This window comes from Nakamurella multipartita DSM 44233, from assembly GCF_000024365.1.
Taxonomy (GTDB): domain Bacteria; phylum Actinomycetota; class Actinomycetes; order Mycobacteriales; family Nakamurellaceae; genus Nakamurella; species Nakamurella multipartita.
In genome coordinates this window covers 3,636,436-3,652,301 of sequence record NC_013235.1, presented here as the reverse complement: position 1 = coordinate 3,652,301, position 15,866 = coordinate 3,636,436, and the positions used below count along the sequence as shown (strand labels likewise).

12 protein-coding genes are annotated in these 15,866 nt (G+C 69.8%); 6 read left to right on the top strand and 6 right to left on the bottom strand.

What is annotated here, in order from left to right; all coding sequences use genetic code 11:
* Position 1: 1 nt before the first annotated feature.
* Both NAMU_RS16410 and NAMU_RS16405 read right to left on the bottom strand, forming a co-directional pair.
* On the bottom strand, positions 2–1,330 hold the full coding sequence (locus tag NAMU_RS16410) for a dihydrolipoamide acetyltransferase family protein (RefSeq protein ID WP_015748515.1): 1,329 nt from the start codon (positions 1,328–1,330) through the stop codon (positions 2–4).
* A gap of 48 nt (positions 1,331–1,378) precedes the next feature.
* Positions 1,379–3,553 (bottom strand): alpha-ketoacid dehydrogenase subunit alpha/beta, encoded by a 2,175-nt coding sequence (locus tag NAMU_RS16405; protein ID WP_015748514.1) that lies wholly within the window; start codon positions 3,551–3,553, stop codon positions 1,379–1,381.
* A gap of 355 nt (positions 3,554–3,908) precedes the next feature.
* Between NAMU_RS16405 and NAMU_RS16400 the strand changes: the two genes are divergently transcribed.
* Positions 3,909–4,667, top strand: a complete 759-nt coding sequence (locus NAMU_RS16400) for a GntR family transcriptional regulator (RefSeq protein ID WP_015748513.1) — start codon at positions 3,909–3,911, stop codon at positions 4,665–4,667.
* A gap of 1 nt (position 4,668) precedes the next feature.
* On the opposite strand, the gene NAMU_RS16395 is transcribed toward NAMU_RS16400, so the two are convergent.
* From NAMU_RS16395 to NAMU_RS16385, 3 genes are all read right to left on the bottom strand, one after another.
* Entirely contained in the window at positions 4,669–5,457 is a 789-nt protein-coding gene (locus NAMU_RS16395; RefSeq protein WP_015748512.1) for an HAD-IA family hydrolase, read from the bottom strand.
* Entirely contained in the window at positions 5,454–6,314 is an 861-nt protein-coding gene (locus NAMU_RS16390) for a class II fructose-bisphosphate aldolase (RefSeq protein ID WP_015748511.1), read from the bottom strand. The genes NAMU_RS16395 and NAMU_RS16390 overlap by 4 nt, the downstream gene beginning before the upstream one ends.
* A gap of 151 nt (positions 6,315–6,465) precedes the next feature.
* Positions 6,466–7,242 (bottom strand): triose-phosphate isomerase family protein, encoded by a 777-nt coding sequence (locus NAMU_RS16385; RefSeq protein WP_015748510.1) that lies wholly within the window; start codon positions 7,240–7,242, stop codon positions 6,466–6,468.
* Between the two features lie 157 nt (positions 7,243–7,399).
* Between NAMU_RS16385 and NAMU_RS16380 the strand changes: the two genes are divergently transcribed.
* A complete protein-coding gene (locus NAMU_RS16380) occupies positions 7,400–9,052 on the top strand; it encodes a glycerol-3-phosphate dehydrogenase/oxidase (protein WP_015748509.1) in 1,653 nt (550 codons plus the stop codon).
* 168 nt (positions 9,053–9,220) lie between these two features.
* Here the strand turns inward: NAMU_RS16380 and NAMU_RS16375 are convergent, their stop codons facing one another.
* The gene (locus tag NAMU_RS16375) at positions 9,221–10,726 is read right to left on the bottom strand and encodes an FGGY family carbohydrate kinase (RefSeq protein ID WP_015748508.1); all 1,506 of its coding nucleotides are present in this window, start codon (positions 10,724–10,726) and stop codon (positions 9,221–9,223) included.
* Between the two features lie 509 nt (positions 10,727–11,235).
* On the opposite strand from NAMU_RS16375, the gene NAMU_RS16370 reads away from it, so the two are divergent.
* The 4 genes from NAMU_RS16370 (at position 11,236) to NAMU_RS16355 (ending at position 15,853) form a co-directional block, all read left to right on the top strand.
* Positions 11,236–12,168, top strand: coding sequence for a hypothetical protein (locus NAMU_RS16370; RefSeq protein ID WP_015748507.1), 933 nt, complete (start codon positions 11,236–11,238; stop codon positions 12,166–12,168).
* A gap of 160 nt (positions 12,169–12,328) precedes the next feature.
* Positions 12,329–13,153, top strand: coding sequence for an HAD family hydrolase (locus tag NAMU_RS16365; protein ID WP_015748506.1), 825 nt, complete (start codon positions 12,329–12,331; stop codon positions 13,151–13,153).
* Positions 13,154–13,295: 142 nt separating this feature from the next.
* Complete coding sequence (locus NAMU_RS16360; RefSeq protein WP_015748505.1) at positions 13,296–14,321, top strand: zinc-binding metallopeptidase family protein; 1,026 nt, start codon at positions 13,296–13,298, stop codon at positions 14,319–14,321.
* Between the two features lie 185 nt (positions 14,322–14,506).
* Positions 14,507–15,853 carry a replication-associated recombination protein A gene (locus NAMU_RS16355; protein ID WP_083786042.1) on the top strand — a complete coding sequence of 449 codons (1,347 nt, stop codon included), beginning with the start codon at positions 14,507–14,509 and terminating at the stop codon, positions 15,851–15,853.
* Positions 15,854–15,866 lie beyond the last annotated feature (13 nt).

Here is a 15,866-nt window from a genome sequence, read left to right as displayed (position 1 = left end):
ATCAGACGATGATCTGCAGCGGGTTCTCGATCAGCTCCTTGAACCGGGCCAGCCACTTGGCCCCGACCACCCCGTCCACCGGACGGTGATCGACCGAGAGCACCACCTTGACCACGCCGGCCACCGCGATCTCGCCGTCGTCGCCGACCACCGGCTGCTTGACGGCGGCTCCCACGGCCAGGATGCCGGCCTGCGGCGGGTTGATGATCGCGTCGAACTCCTCCACGCCGAACATGGCCAGGTTGGAGATGGTCAGCGTGCCCCCTTCGAGCTCGGACTGCTGCAGCTTGCCGTCGTTGGCCCGGGCCACCGCGTCCTTGATCCGGCGCGACAGCGCCGACAGGGACAATCCTTCGACGCCGCTGATCACCGGGGTGACCAGGCCGCGGTCGCTGGCCACGGCCACCGCCACGTCGGCCTGCGGTGCGTGCAGGACCGCCTCCTCCGACCACACCACGTTCATCTCGGGCACGTCGATCAGCGCCTTGGCCGCGGCCTTGACGATGAAGTCGTTCACCGAGATGCGGTCGCTGCCCGCGGCATTGAGCTGGGCCCGCAGCGCGAGCAGGGCATCGACCCGCAGCGAGGTGCGCAGGTAGAAGTGCGGCGCCTGCTGCTTGGAGGCCTGCAGCCGCGAGGCCACCAGCTTGCGCAGCTTGGAGTGCGGGGTCGCCTCCCATCCCGGCCGGACCACCGGGGCGACCGGCTGGGCGGCGGGCTGCGGGGCGGCGGCCGCTGAGGCCGCCGGCGGGGCGGCGGCGGTCACCGGCGCGGTGCCGGCCGATGCGGCGGCGAGCACGTCGTCGCGCACGATCCGGCCTCCGGGCCCGGTGCCGGTCAGCGTCGCGAAGTCGATACCCTTCTCGCGGGCCAACTTTCGGGCGATCGGGCTGGCGAACACCCGGCCGCCGTTGCTGCTGGCGGCCGGCGCGGCGACGACGGTCGCCGACGGAGCCGGGGCATCCGGAGCCGGAGCCGGCGGAGCCTGGGCCTCCTCGGGGGCGGAGGCGATCGCGGTGGCCGTCTCGGCGGCCTGATCGCCACCCAGGCCGAGTTGGGCCAGCAGCTTCTCGCCCTCGGCCGGGTCCTCGTCGATCTCGAGCAGGACGGCGATCGGGTCGCCGACCGGCACCGTCGCCCCACCCGGCACGAGCAGCGCGTGCACGACCGCGTCGATGTCGGATTCCACGTCCACGACGGCCTTTTCGGTCTCCACGGAGGCGATCGTCTGCCCGCTGGAGATGGTCGCGCCCTGCTGGACGGTCCAGGCCTCCAGCACCGCTTCGTCGGCGTCGGCCGAGACGCCGGGCATCCGGAACAGTGTTGCCATGAGTCAGTCGTCCTTACTGGTTCATCAAGCTGGTCATCAACGAGCAGGTCAGATGTTCTTGAGCGCGTCGACGATGTCGTCGACCCCGGCCAGGGCGGCCGCCTCGAGCACCTTGGAGATGCTCGGCGAGGACTCGCTGCCGGTGACCCGGCCCACCGGCGCGTCCAGCCAGTCGAAGAAACGGTTCTGGAGCTCGTCGGCCAGCCACCCGCCGTAGGAGGTGCCCAGCGAACCCTGCTCGACGATGAGCACCTTGTTGGTCTTCTTGATGCTCCGCTCGATCGCGTCCCAGTCCAGGCTGGCCCGGTCCAGCCACCGCAGGTCGATGACCTCGGCGTCGACGCCGGACTTCTCGGCCGCCTGCAGCGACTTGGTCACCATCGACAGGTAGGTCAGGACGGTGACGTCCTTGCCCTCGCGGCGGACGGCCGCCTGGCCGGGGGGCAGGATGTAGTTCCAGTCCTTCTTCGGCGCCGGGCCGGTGATCTTGTACAGGTCGGCGTCGTGCTCCAGAACCACGACCGGGTCCTTGAGGTGCATCGCGGCGTTGATCAGACCGACGTAGTCCATCGGCGAGGACGGGGCGATGATCCGCCAGCCCACCGAGGTGGCCATGATGCCGGCCGGATCCATCGAGTGCTGCGAGCCGTAACCGGTGCCGGTACCGATCTTGATGCGCATCAGCAGCGGCATGTCGTGGTCGCCGCCGAACATGTGCCGGGCCTTGCCGATCTGGTTGAAGATCTGGTCGGCGGCCACCCAGATGAAGTCGGCGTACATCAGCTCGACCACCGGGTAGAAGCGCCCGTCCAGGGCCAGCCCGCCACCCAGGCCGGTGAAGGCGGCCTCGGAGATGGGGGTGCCCAGCACCCGGTCGTCGAACTTCTCCCGCAGGCCCTTGGTGGCGCCCCGGGAACCGCCGTTGAGCCGGTGCACGTCCTCGCCCATCACGACGACCCGCTGGTTCTCGTCCATCCGGATCTGCATGACCTCGGCGATGACGTCGACGAACTTGCGATCCTCCAGCTCGTCGGCGGCGAAGCTGTCGTTCTCCCGGACCGTGAGCTCCTTGAGGCTGGACAGGTCGCCCCGGATGCCGACGTCCAGGAAGGCCGGGTCCGGCCACAGCTCGGGCCGGATCCGCTGCTGGCCGGGCTTGCCGTTCGGGTCCTGCTCGACCAGCTGGGCGCCGATCTCGCCCAGGGCCGCCTTGATGGACTTGCGCACCCCGGTCAGCTCGGCCTCGGTGTACAGGCCGCGGCGCAGCAGGTGACCCTCGAGCTTGGCGATCGGGTCCCGGTCGCGCCAGCTCTGCTCCTCGTCCTTGCTGCGGTAGCCGAACGCGCTGCCCGGGAACGGACCGTTCTGGTGGAAGTAACGGTAGGTGTCGACCTCGATCACGGTCGGCCCGTTGCCGTGCCGCATGACCTCCAGGGCCTGCTGCATCGCCAGGTAGACCGCGACGGTGTCCATCCCGTCGACCTTCCAGCTGGGGATGCCGAAGCCCAGCCCGCGGGCCGAGAGGCGATCGTCGCCGGTGGCCTCCTGCACGGTGGTGGACACGGCGTACTGGTTGTTCTCGATGAAGAAGCAGACCGGCAGCTTCCACGCGGCGGCCAGGTTCATGGTCTCCAGCACGGAGCCGATGTTGACCGCGCCGTCGCCGAAGTAGGTGACCGAGACGTTGGTGGTGTCGGCGTGCTTGTCGGCGAAGGCGAAGCCCGCGGCGAACGGCACCGCGCCACCGACGATGGCGTTGGTGCCCATCCCGCCGGCCTCGATCCACTGCAGGTGCATGGAGCCGCCGCGCCCGCGGCAGTAGCCGTCGGACAGCCCGGCAATCTCGGACATGCTGCGGTGCAGGACCTCTCGGACCTTGTCCGAGAGCGGCTCACGCGGGTTCAGGCCATCGGGGGCGACGAAGCCCAGCGCCTTGGCCAGGAACTGGTGGTGCCCGCGGTGCGAGCCGTTGACCTGGTCGCCGGCGCCCAGCGGCAGCACCGAACCGACCGCTCCGCCCTCCTGGCCGATCGAGGAGTGGGCCGGCCCGTTGATCAGTTTCTGGCCGGCCAGGACCAGCACCTCCTCCTCGAAGGCGCGGATCAGGTGCAGCTGAGCCAGCATGGTGTCCAGGACGGCCGGGTCCAGGGCGTCCCAGTCGGCCTGGGTGGAGGACAGCTCCACCCAGGGGGCGAGAGGCTTGAGTTCAGTCGTCTTGGGCATCAGGAGAATCCTTCGGTTGGTCGGGTGGGAATGGATCTCCGAGATGCGTGTGGGGCGACGATCAACGCACCCTCTCCTCGTCGAGATCCTGACCTGACGGAGCGGCCGGACTGGCCACGGTGTTGCTATACAACCCTATACATGTATAGCTTGGCTGGCAAGATGCAGTTTGCGTTCGGTCCCGGCGCCGGCCCGTGGTGCCTATCCGGGCCACCGAACGTGACGCGCGCCTTAGACGCAGGTAAAGACGTACAATCAGCGCGTCTATCGACACGCTGTGCTGCTCCGCCGACTGCCGCGCACGGCTCCGCGCTCAAAGGGGGAACACGGTGACTCACTCGAAGGTTGTCCGGTCATGACCGTCTCACCTGTCGCCGAGCCGGTCGGTTCGTTGGACCGCAGCGGATCGACGCCCCTGTACATCCAATTGGCCAACGTGCTGCGCGAAAGGATCGAGCGCGGTGAATGGAAGCCGGATCAGAAGATCCCCTCCGAGAACGAACTCAACCGGATGTACGGGATCAGCCGGATGACCGCCCGCCAGGTGCTCGCGCAACTGGTGAACGAGGAACTGCTGTTCCGGGTGCAGGGCAAGGGCACCTTCGTGGCTCACCGCAAGATCGGCACCCGGTCGCCGGCCTACATGGGCATCCGGGAACAGCTCGAGCGCATGGGATACGAGACCACCACCAAGGTGCTCTCCAGCGAGGTCATCCCGGCCGACGTGAGAGTGGCCGAGCACCTGCGGATCTCACCGGGCAGCCTGGTGTACCGGCTCAGTCGGGTCCGGTTGGTGGAGGACGAGCCGATCAGCCTGCATACGTCTTTCGTGCCCAAGGCGCTGGCCCAGGATCTGGATGCCGACGATCTGGTCAATCGCCAGTTGTGCGTCGTCCTGGAGAACGAGCACGGGTTGCGAATGAGCCGGGTGAACGAAAGCCTGGAGTCGACCCTGCCGTCGGCCGACGAGGCCAAGCTGCTGCGCATCCGGCGGACGACGCCGTTGTTGTTGCTGCGCCAGGAGATCTCGGACCCCACGGGACAGGAGTTCGAGTACTCCCGAATCCTGTTCCGTGGGGACAAGATCAGACTGGAATTCCAGTACGAGCTGTAGCTCAGACCGTCGCCGGGGCCGGCGCGGTGGTCTGCGCCAGCAGGCGTTCCAGCGAGGCGACATCGATGACGCCGTCGTGGCGCACGTCCAGGCCGGCCCGGTAGGCACCCGGCGCGCCGGGCTCACCCAGGTCGGAGACAACGATGCCGGCCGCCGGGAACGGGTCCTGGGCGGTGAAGGAACTGACCGTCACCACGTGCCGCAGGCCGGCCGCCGCGGCCGCCTTCGCGCCCGACTCGGAGTCCTCGATGACCACGGCATCGTCGGCCGACAGGCCCAACTCCCGCAGGGTGAGCAGGTAGATGTCCGGGGCCGGCTTCTTGGCCGGCACGATGTCGCCGGCCCACACGCCGGCCATCCGGGCCCGGGTCTGCGGCCCGACGACCGAGGTGAGCACGGCCTCGACGCTCTTGGTGGCCGAGGTGGAGGCGACGGCCACCACCCAGCCGGCGTCCAGCGCGGACTCGATCAGCCGCTTGACGCCGGGGCGCCCGGGCAGCGCGCCCTGCTCGACCAGCTCGACGTAGACCTCGCTCTTGCGCTTGTGCGCGGCGGCGACCTTGGCCGCCACCTCCTCGGGGGTGCCGAAGTCCAGCTCCGGGTGCTGGCGCAGGTAGCCCAGCATCCGCTCCTTGCCGCCGCCGATCTTGAGCAGCTCGGCGTACTCCTCCTGCGACCACTGGAAGGGCAGGCCGAGTTCGCGGAAGGTCTGGTTGAACGCGACCAGGTGACCGTCGCGCTCGGTGTCGGCCAGAACGCCGTCACAGTCCAGGATCAGGGCCGGGGTCATGCCGCGGCTCCCTTGCTGCCGAACTCGCCGATGTGCTCGATGACGGTGGCCTGGACGGCCGCGTTGATGTCGTCGAACATCTTGACCGGCTCCCACTTGCCGGTCTGCTCGGCCTTGGCGATGTGATCGCGCGCCGCGTGCATGTAGGCGAGCTTGACCGTGGTCGAGATGTTGATCTTGGCCACGCCGTTGTCGATGAAGCGCTGGAAGTCCTCGGGGGACAGGCCGGTCCCGCCGTGCAGGACGACCGGCTTGTCGGTCAGCCGGCCCAGTTCCGCGACCCGGTCGTACTGCAGCACCGGGGAGGCCTTGTACAGGCCGTGCGCCGTGCCCAGGGCCGGCGCGAGCAGGTCGGTGCCGGTGTCCTGCGCGACCTCGACGAGCTTGGCGTTGCTGTAGGAGTGCGTGGCCTCGTCCGAGCCCACCCCGTCCTCGACGCCGACGATGTTTTCGATCTCGCTCTCCACCCCGACGCCGGCCGCGTGGCACTCGGCGACGACCTCGCGGGTCTCGTCCCAGGCCTGCTGCAGCGGGCGGTCGGAGGCGTCGAACAGCACCGAGGACCAGCCGTGCCGGATCACCTGGGTGATCACCGCGCGGTCCGGGCAGTGATCCAGGTGCAGCGCGACCGGGACCGAGACGTTGCTCGCGGCGTGCTGGAAGATGCCGGAGATGATCTCGGCGCCCATGCTTTTCACCGTCTTGACCGAGGTCTGGATGATGATCGGCGACTGCGCCTGCTCGGCCGCGGCGATGATCGCCCGCATGGACAGGTCGTCGACGATGTTGACCGCGGGGACCGCGTAACCGGCCTGACGGGCGGCCCTCACGAGGTCAACGGTCTTGGCAATGGTCATGTCGATCCTTTGGTCGGGGGCGGACCGGGCGGCCCGTCCCGGCTGGACACGGAAACGTCGAGCTGTTTATTCTGAGTGTGCCGATGATGCACAGGGTGGTCATCGGTGGTCGTCTGATGGTAACCGACATGTACGGACTTGTATAGTCAACCTACCGACCAATTTGGCCGGCGACCTCGCGTACCTCGCGCACGATCGACAGGAAGTTGGCCACGTCGAGGCCGAATCGGGCCATGAACAGACCGTCCGGGACGCCCGTGACATCCTCGCCGGCCGCAGCCGCGATCGCGCGGTACGTGCCGGGCTGGGCACTGCCGCCGTAGACGACCCGGGCGGCGGTGTCCCGCTGCGCGATCAGGTCGCGCACGGTGGCGATCGTTTCGGCCACATGCGCGGGCGGGGCGGGCTGCGGGCGACCGATGGCCCAGGCCGGCTCGTAGGCGACCAGGAGCTCCGCGCCGGCCGGGAAGCCGTCCAGCCAGCGGTCGAACTGCGCGTTGAGCGCGTCGGCGGCACTGGCCCCCTCCACGTCCTCGCCGACCACGATGATCGGGGCCATCCCGGCCTCGGCGGTGGCCAGCACCTTGCGATGAACCGTCTGGTCGTCCTCACCGAAGATCCGCCGCCGCTCGGGGTGCCCGGCCATCACGAACCGGCAGCCCAGTTCGGCCAGCACGGCCGCGCTCACCTCGCCGGTGTAGGACCCCGGGCCGTACACCGAGACGTCCTGGGCGCCGACCAGACCGCCGGCCGCGCCCAGGGAATCCAGCAGCGTGGGGATCAGCGGGAACGACGGGCAGCAGAACAACCCGCTGGTGCCGGCGGCGTCGTCGGCCACTCCGGCCATCACCTCCGGGCCCCAGGCCCGGGCCTGGGCCGCCGAGAAATAGCTCTTGGAACTGCATCCGATCAGGGTGGGGGGCAGCACGGGAGGGTGTCCCTTTCTGGTGGGGGCTCGACAAGCAGTCCTCCTATCTTGTTCAATCCTGTACATACAAGCAAGCCCCTGGCCTCCGGTTGGCGTCGCCCGCGACGGACCCCGGCTGGCCGACACGGCCGCGTGCAGCGGCGGAAAGGCCTGACAGATGCAGAATTTCGTCCGGGCGTCGGCGGCCGACCTGGCCACCACCGAGTTCGACCTGGCGGTGATCGGCGCCGGCATCAACGGTGCCGCGATCGCCCGGGACGCCGCGAGTCGGGGGCTGTCGGTATTCGTCGCGGACAAGGCCGACGTGGGATCGGGCACCTCGTCGTGGTCCAGCCGGCTCATCCACGGCGGCCTGCGCTATCTCGAGCACGGCGAGCTGGCCCTGGTCCGCGAGTCGCTGCACGACCGGGAACGGTTGCTGCACATCGCCCCTCACCTGGTCACTCCGTTGCCGTTCGTGGTGCCGGTGTACCAGCACAATCACAAGCCCGGCTGGATGTTCCGGGCCGGCATGGTCCTGTACGACGCGCTGTCGCTGCGCAAGTCCGTCCCGCGGCACCGCCGCCTGGGTCGTAAGGCCGTCGCCGTCGAGCTGGGCTCGCTCAACCCCGACGGGTTGTCCGCCGGCCTGCGCTATTACGACGGGCAGGTCGTGTTCGCCGAGCGACTGGTGCTGGAGACGCTGCTGTCCGCGGCCGCCGCGGGCGCCCGGGTGCTGACCTACGCCACCGCGTCGATCACCGTGCGGGACGGGGCCGCGGTCGGCCTCGCCGTGCACGACGAGCTGACCGGCCTCGACCACGACGTCCGGGCCAAGGTCGTGATCAACGCGGCCGGCCCCTGGGTCGACGATGCCGATGCCGGGCTGGGTCTGGACCGGATGATCGGTGGCACCAAGGGCACGCACATCATCGTCGACCCGTTCCCCGGTGCTCCGGACGTGGCCATCTACTACGAGGCGCGCTCGGACAACCGGGCCGTGCTCGTTATCCCGTGGAACGGCCGGTACCTGATCGGCACCACCGACGACCGGTTCGACGGCGATCTGGACACCGTGTCCGGCACCGAGGACGAGATCGACTACCTGATCAAGGAAACCAACACGTTGATCCCGGAGGCCGGGCTCACCGCGGACTCGGTGCTGTTCAGCTACGCGGGGGTGCGGCCGCTGCCGTACCGGCCGGGGGTCAAGAGCGGCAACATCCCGCGCAGCCACCTGATCCTCACCCACGACACGGTGCCCAACCTGATCAGCGTGGTCGGTGGCAAGCTCACCCCGCACCTGAGCCTGGGCCGGGAGACCGTCGACCTGGCCGCCAAGTTGATCGGTCGCTCGTTGCCGGCCTCGCGCACCGGCCGGGAGACGCTGCCCGGCGGGGCCGCCGACTGGCCGGCCCGGAGCCGGCAGGTGCGCAGCCGGCTGCCGTTCGCCGGGCCGATCGCCGATCGGCTGGTGTCGGTCTACGGCGCCCGTTGCCAGGACCTGCTGGAGCTGATCGCCGGGGACCCGGCCCAGGCCCGGGTCATCGGGTCGGGGGAGGGGGCCGTGGTGGTCGCCGAGATCACCCTGGCCGTGCGGGCCGAGGGCGCCGTGCAACTGGCCGACATCCTGCACCGGCGCACCATGGTGGGCCTGTCGCCGGCCCTGGGCCTGGACGTGGACCGCGAGGTGGCCGCGGTGGCCGCACCGTTGCTGGGTTGGGCGGACGCGGACGTCCACGAGCAGGTGCGCCGGCACCGCGACTACGTGCGCACCCGGTTGCTCGGCGGGGTGCAGCGGCGGGTGCCGGAGGTCGCGACCGCCGGCTGAGCCGTCATCGCCGAACCGCCCCGGGACCATCGCTCCCGGGGCGGTTCGGCATCGGCGCACCGATGGCGCTGACGGACGAGGTGATCGGCGGCGCCCGGCGCGCTGATCCGAAAGCACAAGGCCGGGCCCGCATCAGCGGGCCCGGCCTCGGCGATCTCGACGGGAGCGTCAGTCGGTGTTGACCTTCTGCGCCCAGCCGCGGGTCAGGTCACGCGCCTCGCGCCAGCCGGCGTACATCGAGTCGGCCTGATCCAGGCTCATCGACGGCTCGAAACGCCGGTCCAGCTTCCACTTTCCGGCCACGTCGTCCAGGCTGGAGTAGATGCCGGTGGACAGGCCGGCCATCAGCATGGCGCCGAAGACGGTGGCCTCGGAGATGACCGGACGCAGCACCGGGATGCCCAGCACGTCGGCCTGCAGCTGGCACAGGAAGTTGTTCTTCACCGCGCCGCCGTCGACCCGCAGTTCGGGGATGGAGATCGTGCCGCCGCCCCCCGACAGCGCGGCGTCGACGACGTCCCGGGTCTGGAAGACCATCGACTCGACCGCGGCCCGGATGATGTGCAGCCGGGTCGTGGCGTTGCTGATGCCGATGATCGCGGCCCGCGCGTACGGGTCCCAGTCCGGTGCGGACAGGCCGGTGAAGGCCGGGATCAGGTAGACGCCGTTGGTGCTGGGGACCTGCCCGGCGTACCACTCCGAGTCCGGGGCGGCATGGATCAGCTTGAGGTCGTCGCGCAGCCACTGCATGGTCTTGCCCATGGCGAACAGCACGCCCTCGATCTCGTACGCGTGCGTGCCCTGCACCCCCCAGGCCATGCTCGGGGTGAGGCCGGCCACCCGTTGCGGGGTGGTGCCGCAGTTGATGTTCAGCACGCCCGCGGTGCCGTAGGTCATCTTGGACTGGCCGGGCGCGAAGGCGGCCTGCCCGAACAGGCCGGCCTGCTGGTCACCCATGTTCGCGGCGATCGGCACCTCGGCGCCGAAGGTGGCCCCGATGGTGCCGACGATCGCGTCCGAGGGCACGATCTCGGCCAGCATCTGGACCGGGATGTTGTAGGCCGCCAGCAGGTCCTGGTCCCACTTGAGGGTCTCCAGGTTGAACATCATGGTGCGCGAGGCGTTGGAGTAGTCGGTGACGAACGACTGCCGCCCGGTCAGGTTCCAGATCAGCCAGGTGTCCACGGTGCCGGCCAGCAGCTCGCCGTTCTCGGCCCGCTCCTGGGCGCCGGGCACGGCGTCGAGGATGAAGCGGATCTTGGAGGCGGTGTAGTAGGCGTCCGGGATCAGGCCGGTGCGCTCCTGGATCATCTCGCCGTGGCCCTGCTCGACCCACCGCTCGACGACTTCGACGGTCTGCCGCGAGGCCCAGACGATCGCGTTGTGGATCGGCCGGCCGGTGTCCTTCTCCCAGACGATGCCGGTCTCGCGCTGGTTGGTCAGGCCGACCGCGGACAGGTCCGACGGCTGGAGCTTGGCCTGCCGCAGCGCGGCCCGGATGACCTCCAGCTGGACGGTGAGGATCTCGGTCGGATCGTGCTCGATCCAGCCCGGCCGTGGGTAGTGCTGGGTCAGCTCGGCCGCAGCCAGGCCGAGCACCTCGCATTCCTCGTTGATCACGAAGGCGCGGGCACCGGTGGTGCCCTCGTCAATGCCCAGGATGTACCTGCTCACGTAGAAACCTCTCAGTCGAGCGACAGTGGCCGAGCCAGAAGGGAATTCCCGCTGGCTGACGGTCCGCGGGGGGTGAGTGGGCTCAACGCAATCCGGTCATCCGATCTGGTCAAGACCTGTACGGACTTGTACAGTCCAGATCGACCCGGTCGTCGCCGACCCGCTGGAATCCGTTCCAGGTGAATGGATTTGGCGAGCCAAGATCAGGTGCGCAGGGTTGCAGCGGGGTTGCGCCGGGCTTGACGGCCTGGTGCGCGGCCGCCATTCTCGGGAGTCCGGAGAAGGTCCCGACGAGGTGGCGTTCGACCAGGTGGTCCGGCCCTGGTGCGGCGGCCGGCGGCGAGGTGAGGTGGGCGGTCGACATCACCGAAACGACTCGGCCGGATCCGCTGCTGGCAGATCTTGTACAGACTTGTATGTACCTGTACTGTTCCCGAAGCGCCTGATCCACAGTGACCTGGGTCTCGCTCCGTCCCCTACATCGAGGTATCGCGTACGGAAGGCCACCGATGAACTTCGAACTACTGTCCCTGCTCCTGGCCGCCGGCGGTGGCTTCTTCGCCGCCGCGATCGGCGCGCTCCACGCTTTCATCTTCACCGGCCTGATGGTCGTGTCCGGGGTGGGCATCCTGCTGGCCGGGGGCACCGGTGACTTCCTGGGCACCGTGGCGTTCGGCCCGGTCTTCGGACCCCACGTCGCCTTCGCCGGCGGCGTCGCGGCGGCCGCGTACGCCGCCCGACGCTCCGACAAGGTGGGGGGCAAGGACATTGCCGTGCCGCTGATCTCGATCGAGAAGCCCGACGTCCTCATCGTCGGTGCACTTTTCGGCATGGGCGGTTATCTCGTCCAGCTGGGCATCGCCAAGATTCCGTGGTTCGGCACCCACACCGACACCGTGGCGGTCACCGTGGTGATCTCGGCCTTGATCGTGCGGCTGTTCATCGGGCGGGCCAGCATCTTCGGCAACCTGCCCGAGGGTGCCGGGTGGGGACGATTCGCCCCCAAGGACGAGACCGCGTGGGTTCGTTACCACGAGAAGTTCGTTCCGAACACCGTTCTCGGTCTGGGCGCCGGTCTGTTCGCGGCCGGTGTGACGCTCAAGCTCAACGAGCTGTACCCGGGCATCCCGGCCGTGCAGTACTTCGTGTTCGGCCTGTCCGCGGTGTCCCTGCTGTTCCTGAGCCTGGGCCTGAGCTTCCCGGTGACCCACCACATCACGATCATCGGCGGCGTCGGGGCGTTCGCGTTCCTGCCGATCGTCGGTGGCAACACCGTCGTCGCGCTGATCATCGGTGCGCTCTTCGGCATGATGTCGGCGTGGTTCGCCGAGTTCTTCGCCCGGCTGCTGCATGACCACGGCAACACCCACATTGATCCGCCGGCCGCCGCCATCTGGCCGGCCACCACGATCGTGCTGGGGCTGGCCGCCGTCCTGAGCTGATCTGTCAGTTCGCCCGCGCAGGGGCGTGACCCGGGCGGTGTCGTCGACGACACCGCGCCTCCCGGGTCACGCCTCTTTCGCGTCACGGCGCCGACCGGCCCCGCGCACCGCACCGCACCGCACCGCACCGCACCGCACCGCACCGCACCGAGAGGGATTCATGCATCGCATCGACCTGGACCTGTCCGCCACCGCCGCGGTGCTGCTGGACGTCGACGGCACGATCGCCGGGAGCGACCACCGGATCTCGGCCCGGACGTCGGCGGCCATGCGAGCGCTGGACGAGGCCGGCGTGCCGGTGGTGCTGGCCACCGGTCGGACCCGGTCCCAGGTGCTGGACATCGCCCGCGACGCCGGCCTGCGCTCGCCGCAGATCAGCTGCAACGGCGGGCTGATCACCGACCCGCTGACCGCGCAGGACCTGTGGGTGCGCCCGGTGCCCGACGCGGACATGACGGCGATGGTCGAACTGCACCACGTCACCGGTCAGCCGCTGACCTGGTGGACCATCGACCAGGTCTTCGCCACCTCGCAACCGCTGGCCCGGGCGATGGAGGAGATCAACGAGGCCACCGTCGTGCTGGCCACCCCCGAAGACATCGAGCCGGGCACGGTGCTCAAGACGATGATCTTCGGGACGCGTCAGGAACTGGACGACGCGGCCCCCGCGGTCGGCCGGCTGGTGCCCCGGGCGATGCGCTCGATGAACGAATTCTGGGAGCTCTCGGCGCCCGACGCCAGCAAGTGGTCGGCCATCGAGTACGTCTTCGACCGGTTGGGCGTGGACCCGGCCCGGGCCGCCGGGGCGGGTGACGGCGGCAACGACGCGATCTGGCTGGCCCGGATCGGGGCGCCGGTGGCCATGGGCAACGCCCGCCCCGAGGCGCGGGCCGTCGCGGCGGCCGTGATCGGCCGGCACGACGAGGATGGCGCGGCGGAGTTCCTGGAAGAGGTCCTCCGGCAGGTCGGCACCAGGGTGGGTTGAGTCCCGTTCGGTCGGTTTACCTTGTTCGGCGCGTGGGAATTGGCATCGTACGCAGCCCACTACAGTGAGGCTGCCCGCCACGGCGTCTTCCCCTCATCGGCGACGGGACACGCGATCCGGACAAGACCTGGAGAACTACCTCATGCGCGACTTCGTCTGCCCTCACTGCGGTCAGCAGCTGGCCTTCGAGAACTCGGTGTGCCTGAACTGCGGCAATGCCATTGGCTTCGATCTGGCCGCGCGGGACTTCGCCGTCCTGGGCGAAGGCGGCACCACCGTCCTGGAGCCCGCGCGCAAGATGTGCGCGAACCTGCACGTGGCCGCCTGCAACTGGCTGGTGCCGGTCGACGGCGAGCCGCTGTGCCGATCCTGCTCGCTGACCCGCACCCGCCCCGCCGATGGTGACCCGGCGCTGCCGGCCTTCGCCGAGGCCGAGGCGGCCAAGCGTCGTCTGGTGGTGGAGCTGGTCGAGCTCAGCCTGCCGATCAACGACCGCACCGCCGACCCGGAGAAGGGTCTGACCTTCGACCTGCTCTCCAGCGAGCACGAGAACGTCATCACCGGTCACGACTCCGGGGTCATCACCCTGGACCTGGCCGAGGGTGACGACGTGCACCGCGAGCAGCTGCGCATCTCGATGGACGAGCCGTACCGGACCCTGCTGGGGCATTTCCGGCACGAGACCGGGCACTACTTCTTCTTCGTGCTCGCCGAGACGGGCCCGGCCCGGCAGGAGTTCGAGAAGCTGTTCGGCGATCCCGACCTGGACTACCAGGAGGCGCTGGACCGGCACTACTCGCAGGGTGCGCCCGAGGGTTGGGAGGACAACTACGTCTCCTCCTACGCCACCATGCACCCGGCCGAGGACTGGGCCGAGACCTTCGCCCACTACCTGCACATCCGGGACACCATCGACACCGCGGCCGCCTTCGGGTTCGCCCCGGCCGGCGCCGCGGCCACCCAGCCGCTGGCCGGCGACGTCGGCTTCGACCGGATGATCGCGCTGTGGCTGCCGCTGGCCTGGTCGCTGAACATGCTGAACCGGTCGATGGGGCACAAGGACCTCTACCCGTTCGTGCTGCCGCCGACCGTGCTGGACAAGATGCGCCTGGTGCACAAGCTGGTGGCCGCGTCCAACACCCCGGCCGAGGTCAACGCCACCGTCTGAGGACCGGCGGTCGTGCGCCGCCGGCCCGGACGGTAGCGTCGCATGACGTGAGTGTGAACGAGCCCGGCCTGTTCGCCGTCGGTGGCGAGCAGGCCGGCTCGGTCTCCGGATCCGGTGACCACGACCTGCCCGGCGCCGCTCGTCCGGACCGACCCGTCGACCCGCACGCACCGTTGGCCGCCCGGATGCGGCCGCGGACGTTGGACGAGGTGGTCGGCCAGCAGCACCTGCTCGGACCGGGTGCCCCACTGCGTCGGCTGGTTCAGGGTGGCGCGCCGTCCTCGATGCTGCTCTACGGTCCGCCCGGCACCGGCAAGACCACCCTGGCCACCCTGGTCGCCGGCAGCACCGGCCGCTTCTTCGCGCAACTGTCGGCGGTGTCGGCCGGGGTCAAGGAGGTGCGGGCGGTCATCGCCGAGGCCACCACCCGGCTGCGCCGCACCGGCGAGCAGACCGTGCTGTTCATCGACGAGGTGCACCGCTTCTCCCGGACCCAGCAGGACTCGCTGCTGGGCGCCGTCGAGGACCGCACCATCGTGCTGGTCGCCGCGACCACCGAGAACCCGTTCTTCTCGGTCGTGTCCCCGTTGCTGTCGCGGTCGCTGATCCTGCAACTGCAGCCGCTGACCGACACCGACATCAGCGAGCTGATCGACCGCGCGGTGGCCGACGAGCGGGGCCTGGCCGGCGCATTCACCCTGGCCGAGCCGGCCCGGGCGCACCTGGTTGCCCTGGCCGGTGGCGACGCCCGGCGCGCGCTGACCGCACTGGAGGCCTCGGCCGAATCCGTGCGGGAGCTCGACGCACCCGACTCCGATGACGATCCGGCCGGCGTGCTGGAGATCGACCTCGATGCGGTGGAACGGGCGGTCAACCGGGCCGCCGTCCGCTACGACCGGTCGGGCGACCAGCACTACGACGTGACCAGTGCCTTTATCAAGTCGATCCGCGGTAGCGACGTCGACGCGGCGCTGCACTACCTGGCCCGGATGATCGAGGCGGGGGAGGACCCGCGGTTCATCGCCCGGCGACTGATGGTCCACGCGTCCGAGGACGTGGGGATGGCCGACCCGACCGCGCTGCCGGCCGCCGTCGCCGCCGCCCAGGTGGTGCAGCTGGTCGGCCTGCCCGAGGCGCGCATCGCGCTGGCCCAGGTCACCATTCACCTGTCCACCGCGCCCAAATCCAACGCGGTGATCACTGCGATCGACGCGGCCATGGCCGACGTGCGCGAGGGCCGGGCCGGATCGGTGCCGCCGGCCCTGCGCGACGGGCACTACCCGGGTGCGCAGCGACTGGGCCACGCCCAGCGCTACGTCTACCCGCACGGGCGACCCGGTGCCGTGGTCGCCCAGCAGTATCCGCCGGACGAGCTGGTCGGCCGGGACTACTACCGCCCCACCGGGTTCGGGGCCGAGCGGGTGCTCGCCGAGCGGGTACCCAAGCTGCGCCGCACCATCCGCGGGCAAGCCAATGACGACACGACCGACCCGACCACCACATCCGGTCCCGGGGACCGGGGGAAAGGCTGAGCAGACATGGGCG

Excerpts from the sequence above, each read along its gene's own strand:
- NAMU_RS16410 (WP_015748515.1), bottom strand. The coding sequence starts at position 1,330 with ATGGCAACACTGTTCCGGATGCCCGGCGTCTCGGCCGACGCCGACGAA.
- NAMU_RS16405 (WP_015748514.1), bottom strand. The coding sequence starts at position 3,553 with ATGCCCAAGACGACTGAACTCAAGCCTCTCGCCCCCTGGGTGGAGCTG.
- NAMU_RS16400 (WP_015748513.1), top strand. The coding sequence starts at position 3,909 with ATGACCGTCTCACCTGTCGCCGAGCCGGTCGGTTCGTTGGACCGCAGC.
- NAMU_RS16395 (WP_015748512.1), bottom strand. The coding sequence starts at position 5,457 with ATGACCCCGGCCCTGATCCTGGACTGTGACGGCGTTCTGGCCGACACC.
- NAMU_RS16390 (WP_015748511.1), bottom strand. The coding sequence starts at position 6,314 with ATGACCATTGCCAAGACCGTTGACCTCGTGAGGGCCGCCCGTCAGGCC.
- NAMU_RS16380 (WP_015748509.1), top strand. The coding sequence starts at position 7,400 with ATGCAGAATTTCGTCCGGGCGTCGGCGGCCGACCTGGCCACCACCGAG.
- NAMU_RS16370 (WP_015748507.1), top strand. The coding sequence starts at position 11,236 with ATGAACTTCGAACTACTGTCCCTGCTCCTGGCCGCCGGCGGTGGCTTC.
- NAMU_RS16365 (WP_015748506.1), top strand. The coding sequence starts at position 12,329 with ATGCATCGCATCGACCTGGACCTGTCCGCCACCGCCGCGGTGCTGCTG.
- NAMU_RS16360 (WP_015748505.1), top strand. The coding sequence starts at position 13,296 with ATGCGCGACTTCGTCTGCCCTCACTGCGGTCAGCAGCTGGCCTTCGAG.
- NAMU_RS16355 (WP_083786042.1), top strand. The coding sequence starts at position 14,507 with ATGCGGCCGCGGACGTTGGACGAGGTGGTCGGCCAGCAGCACCTGCTC.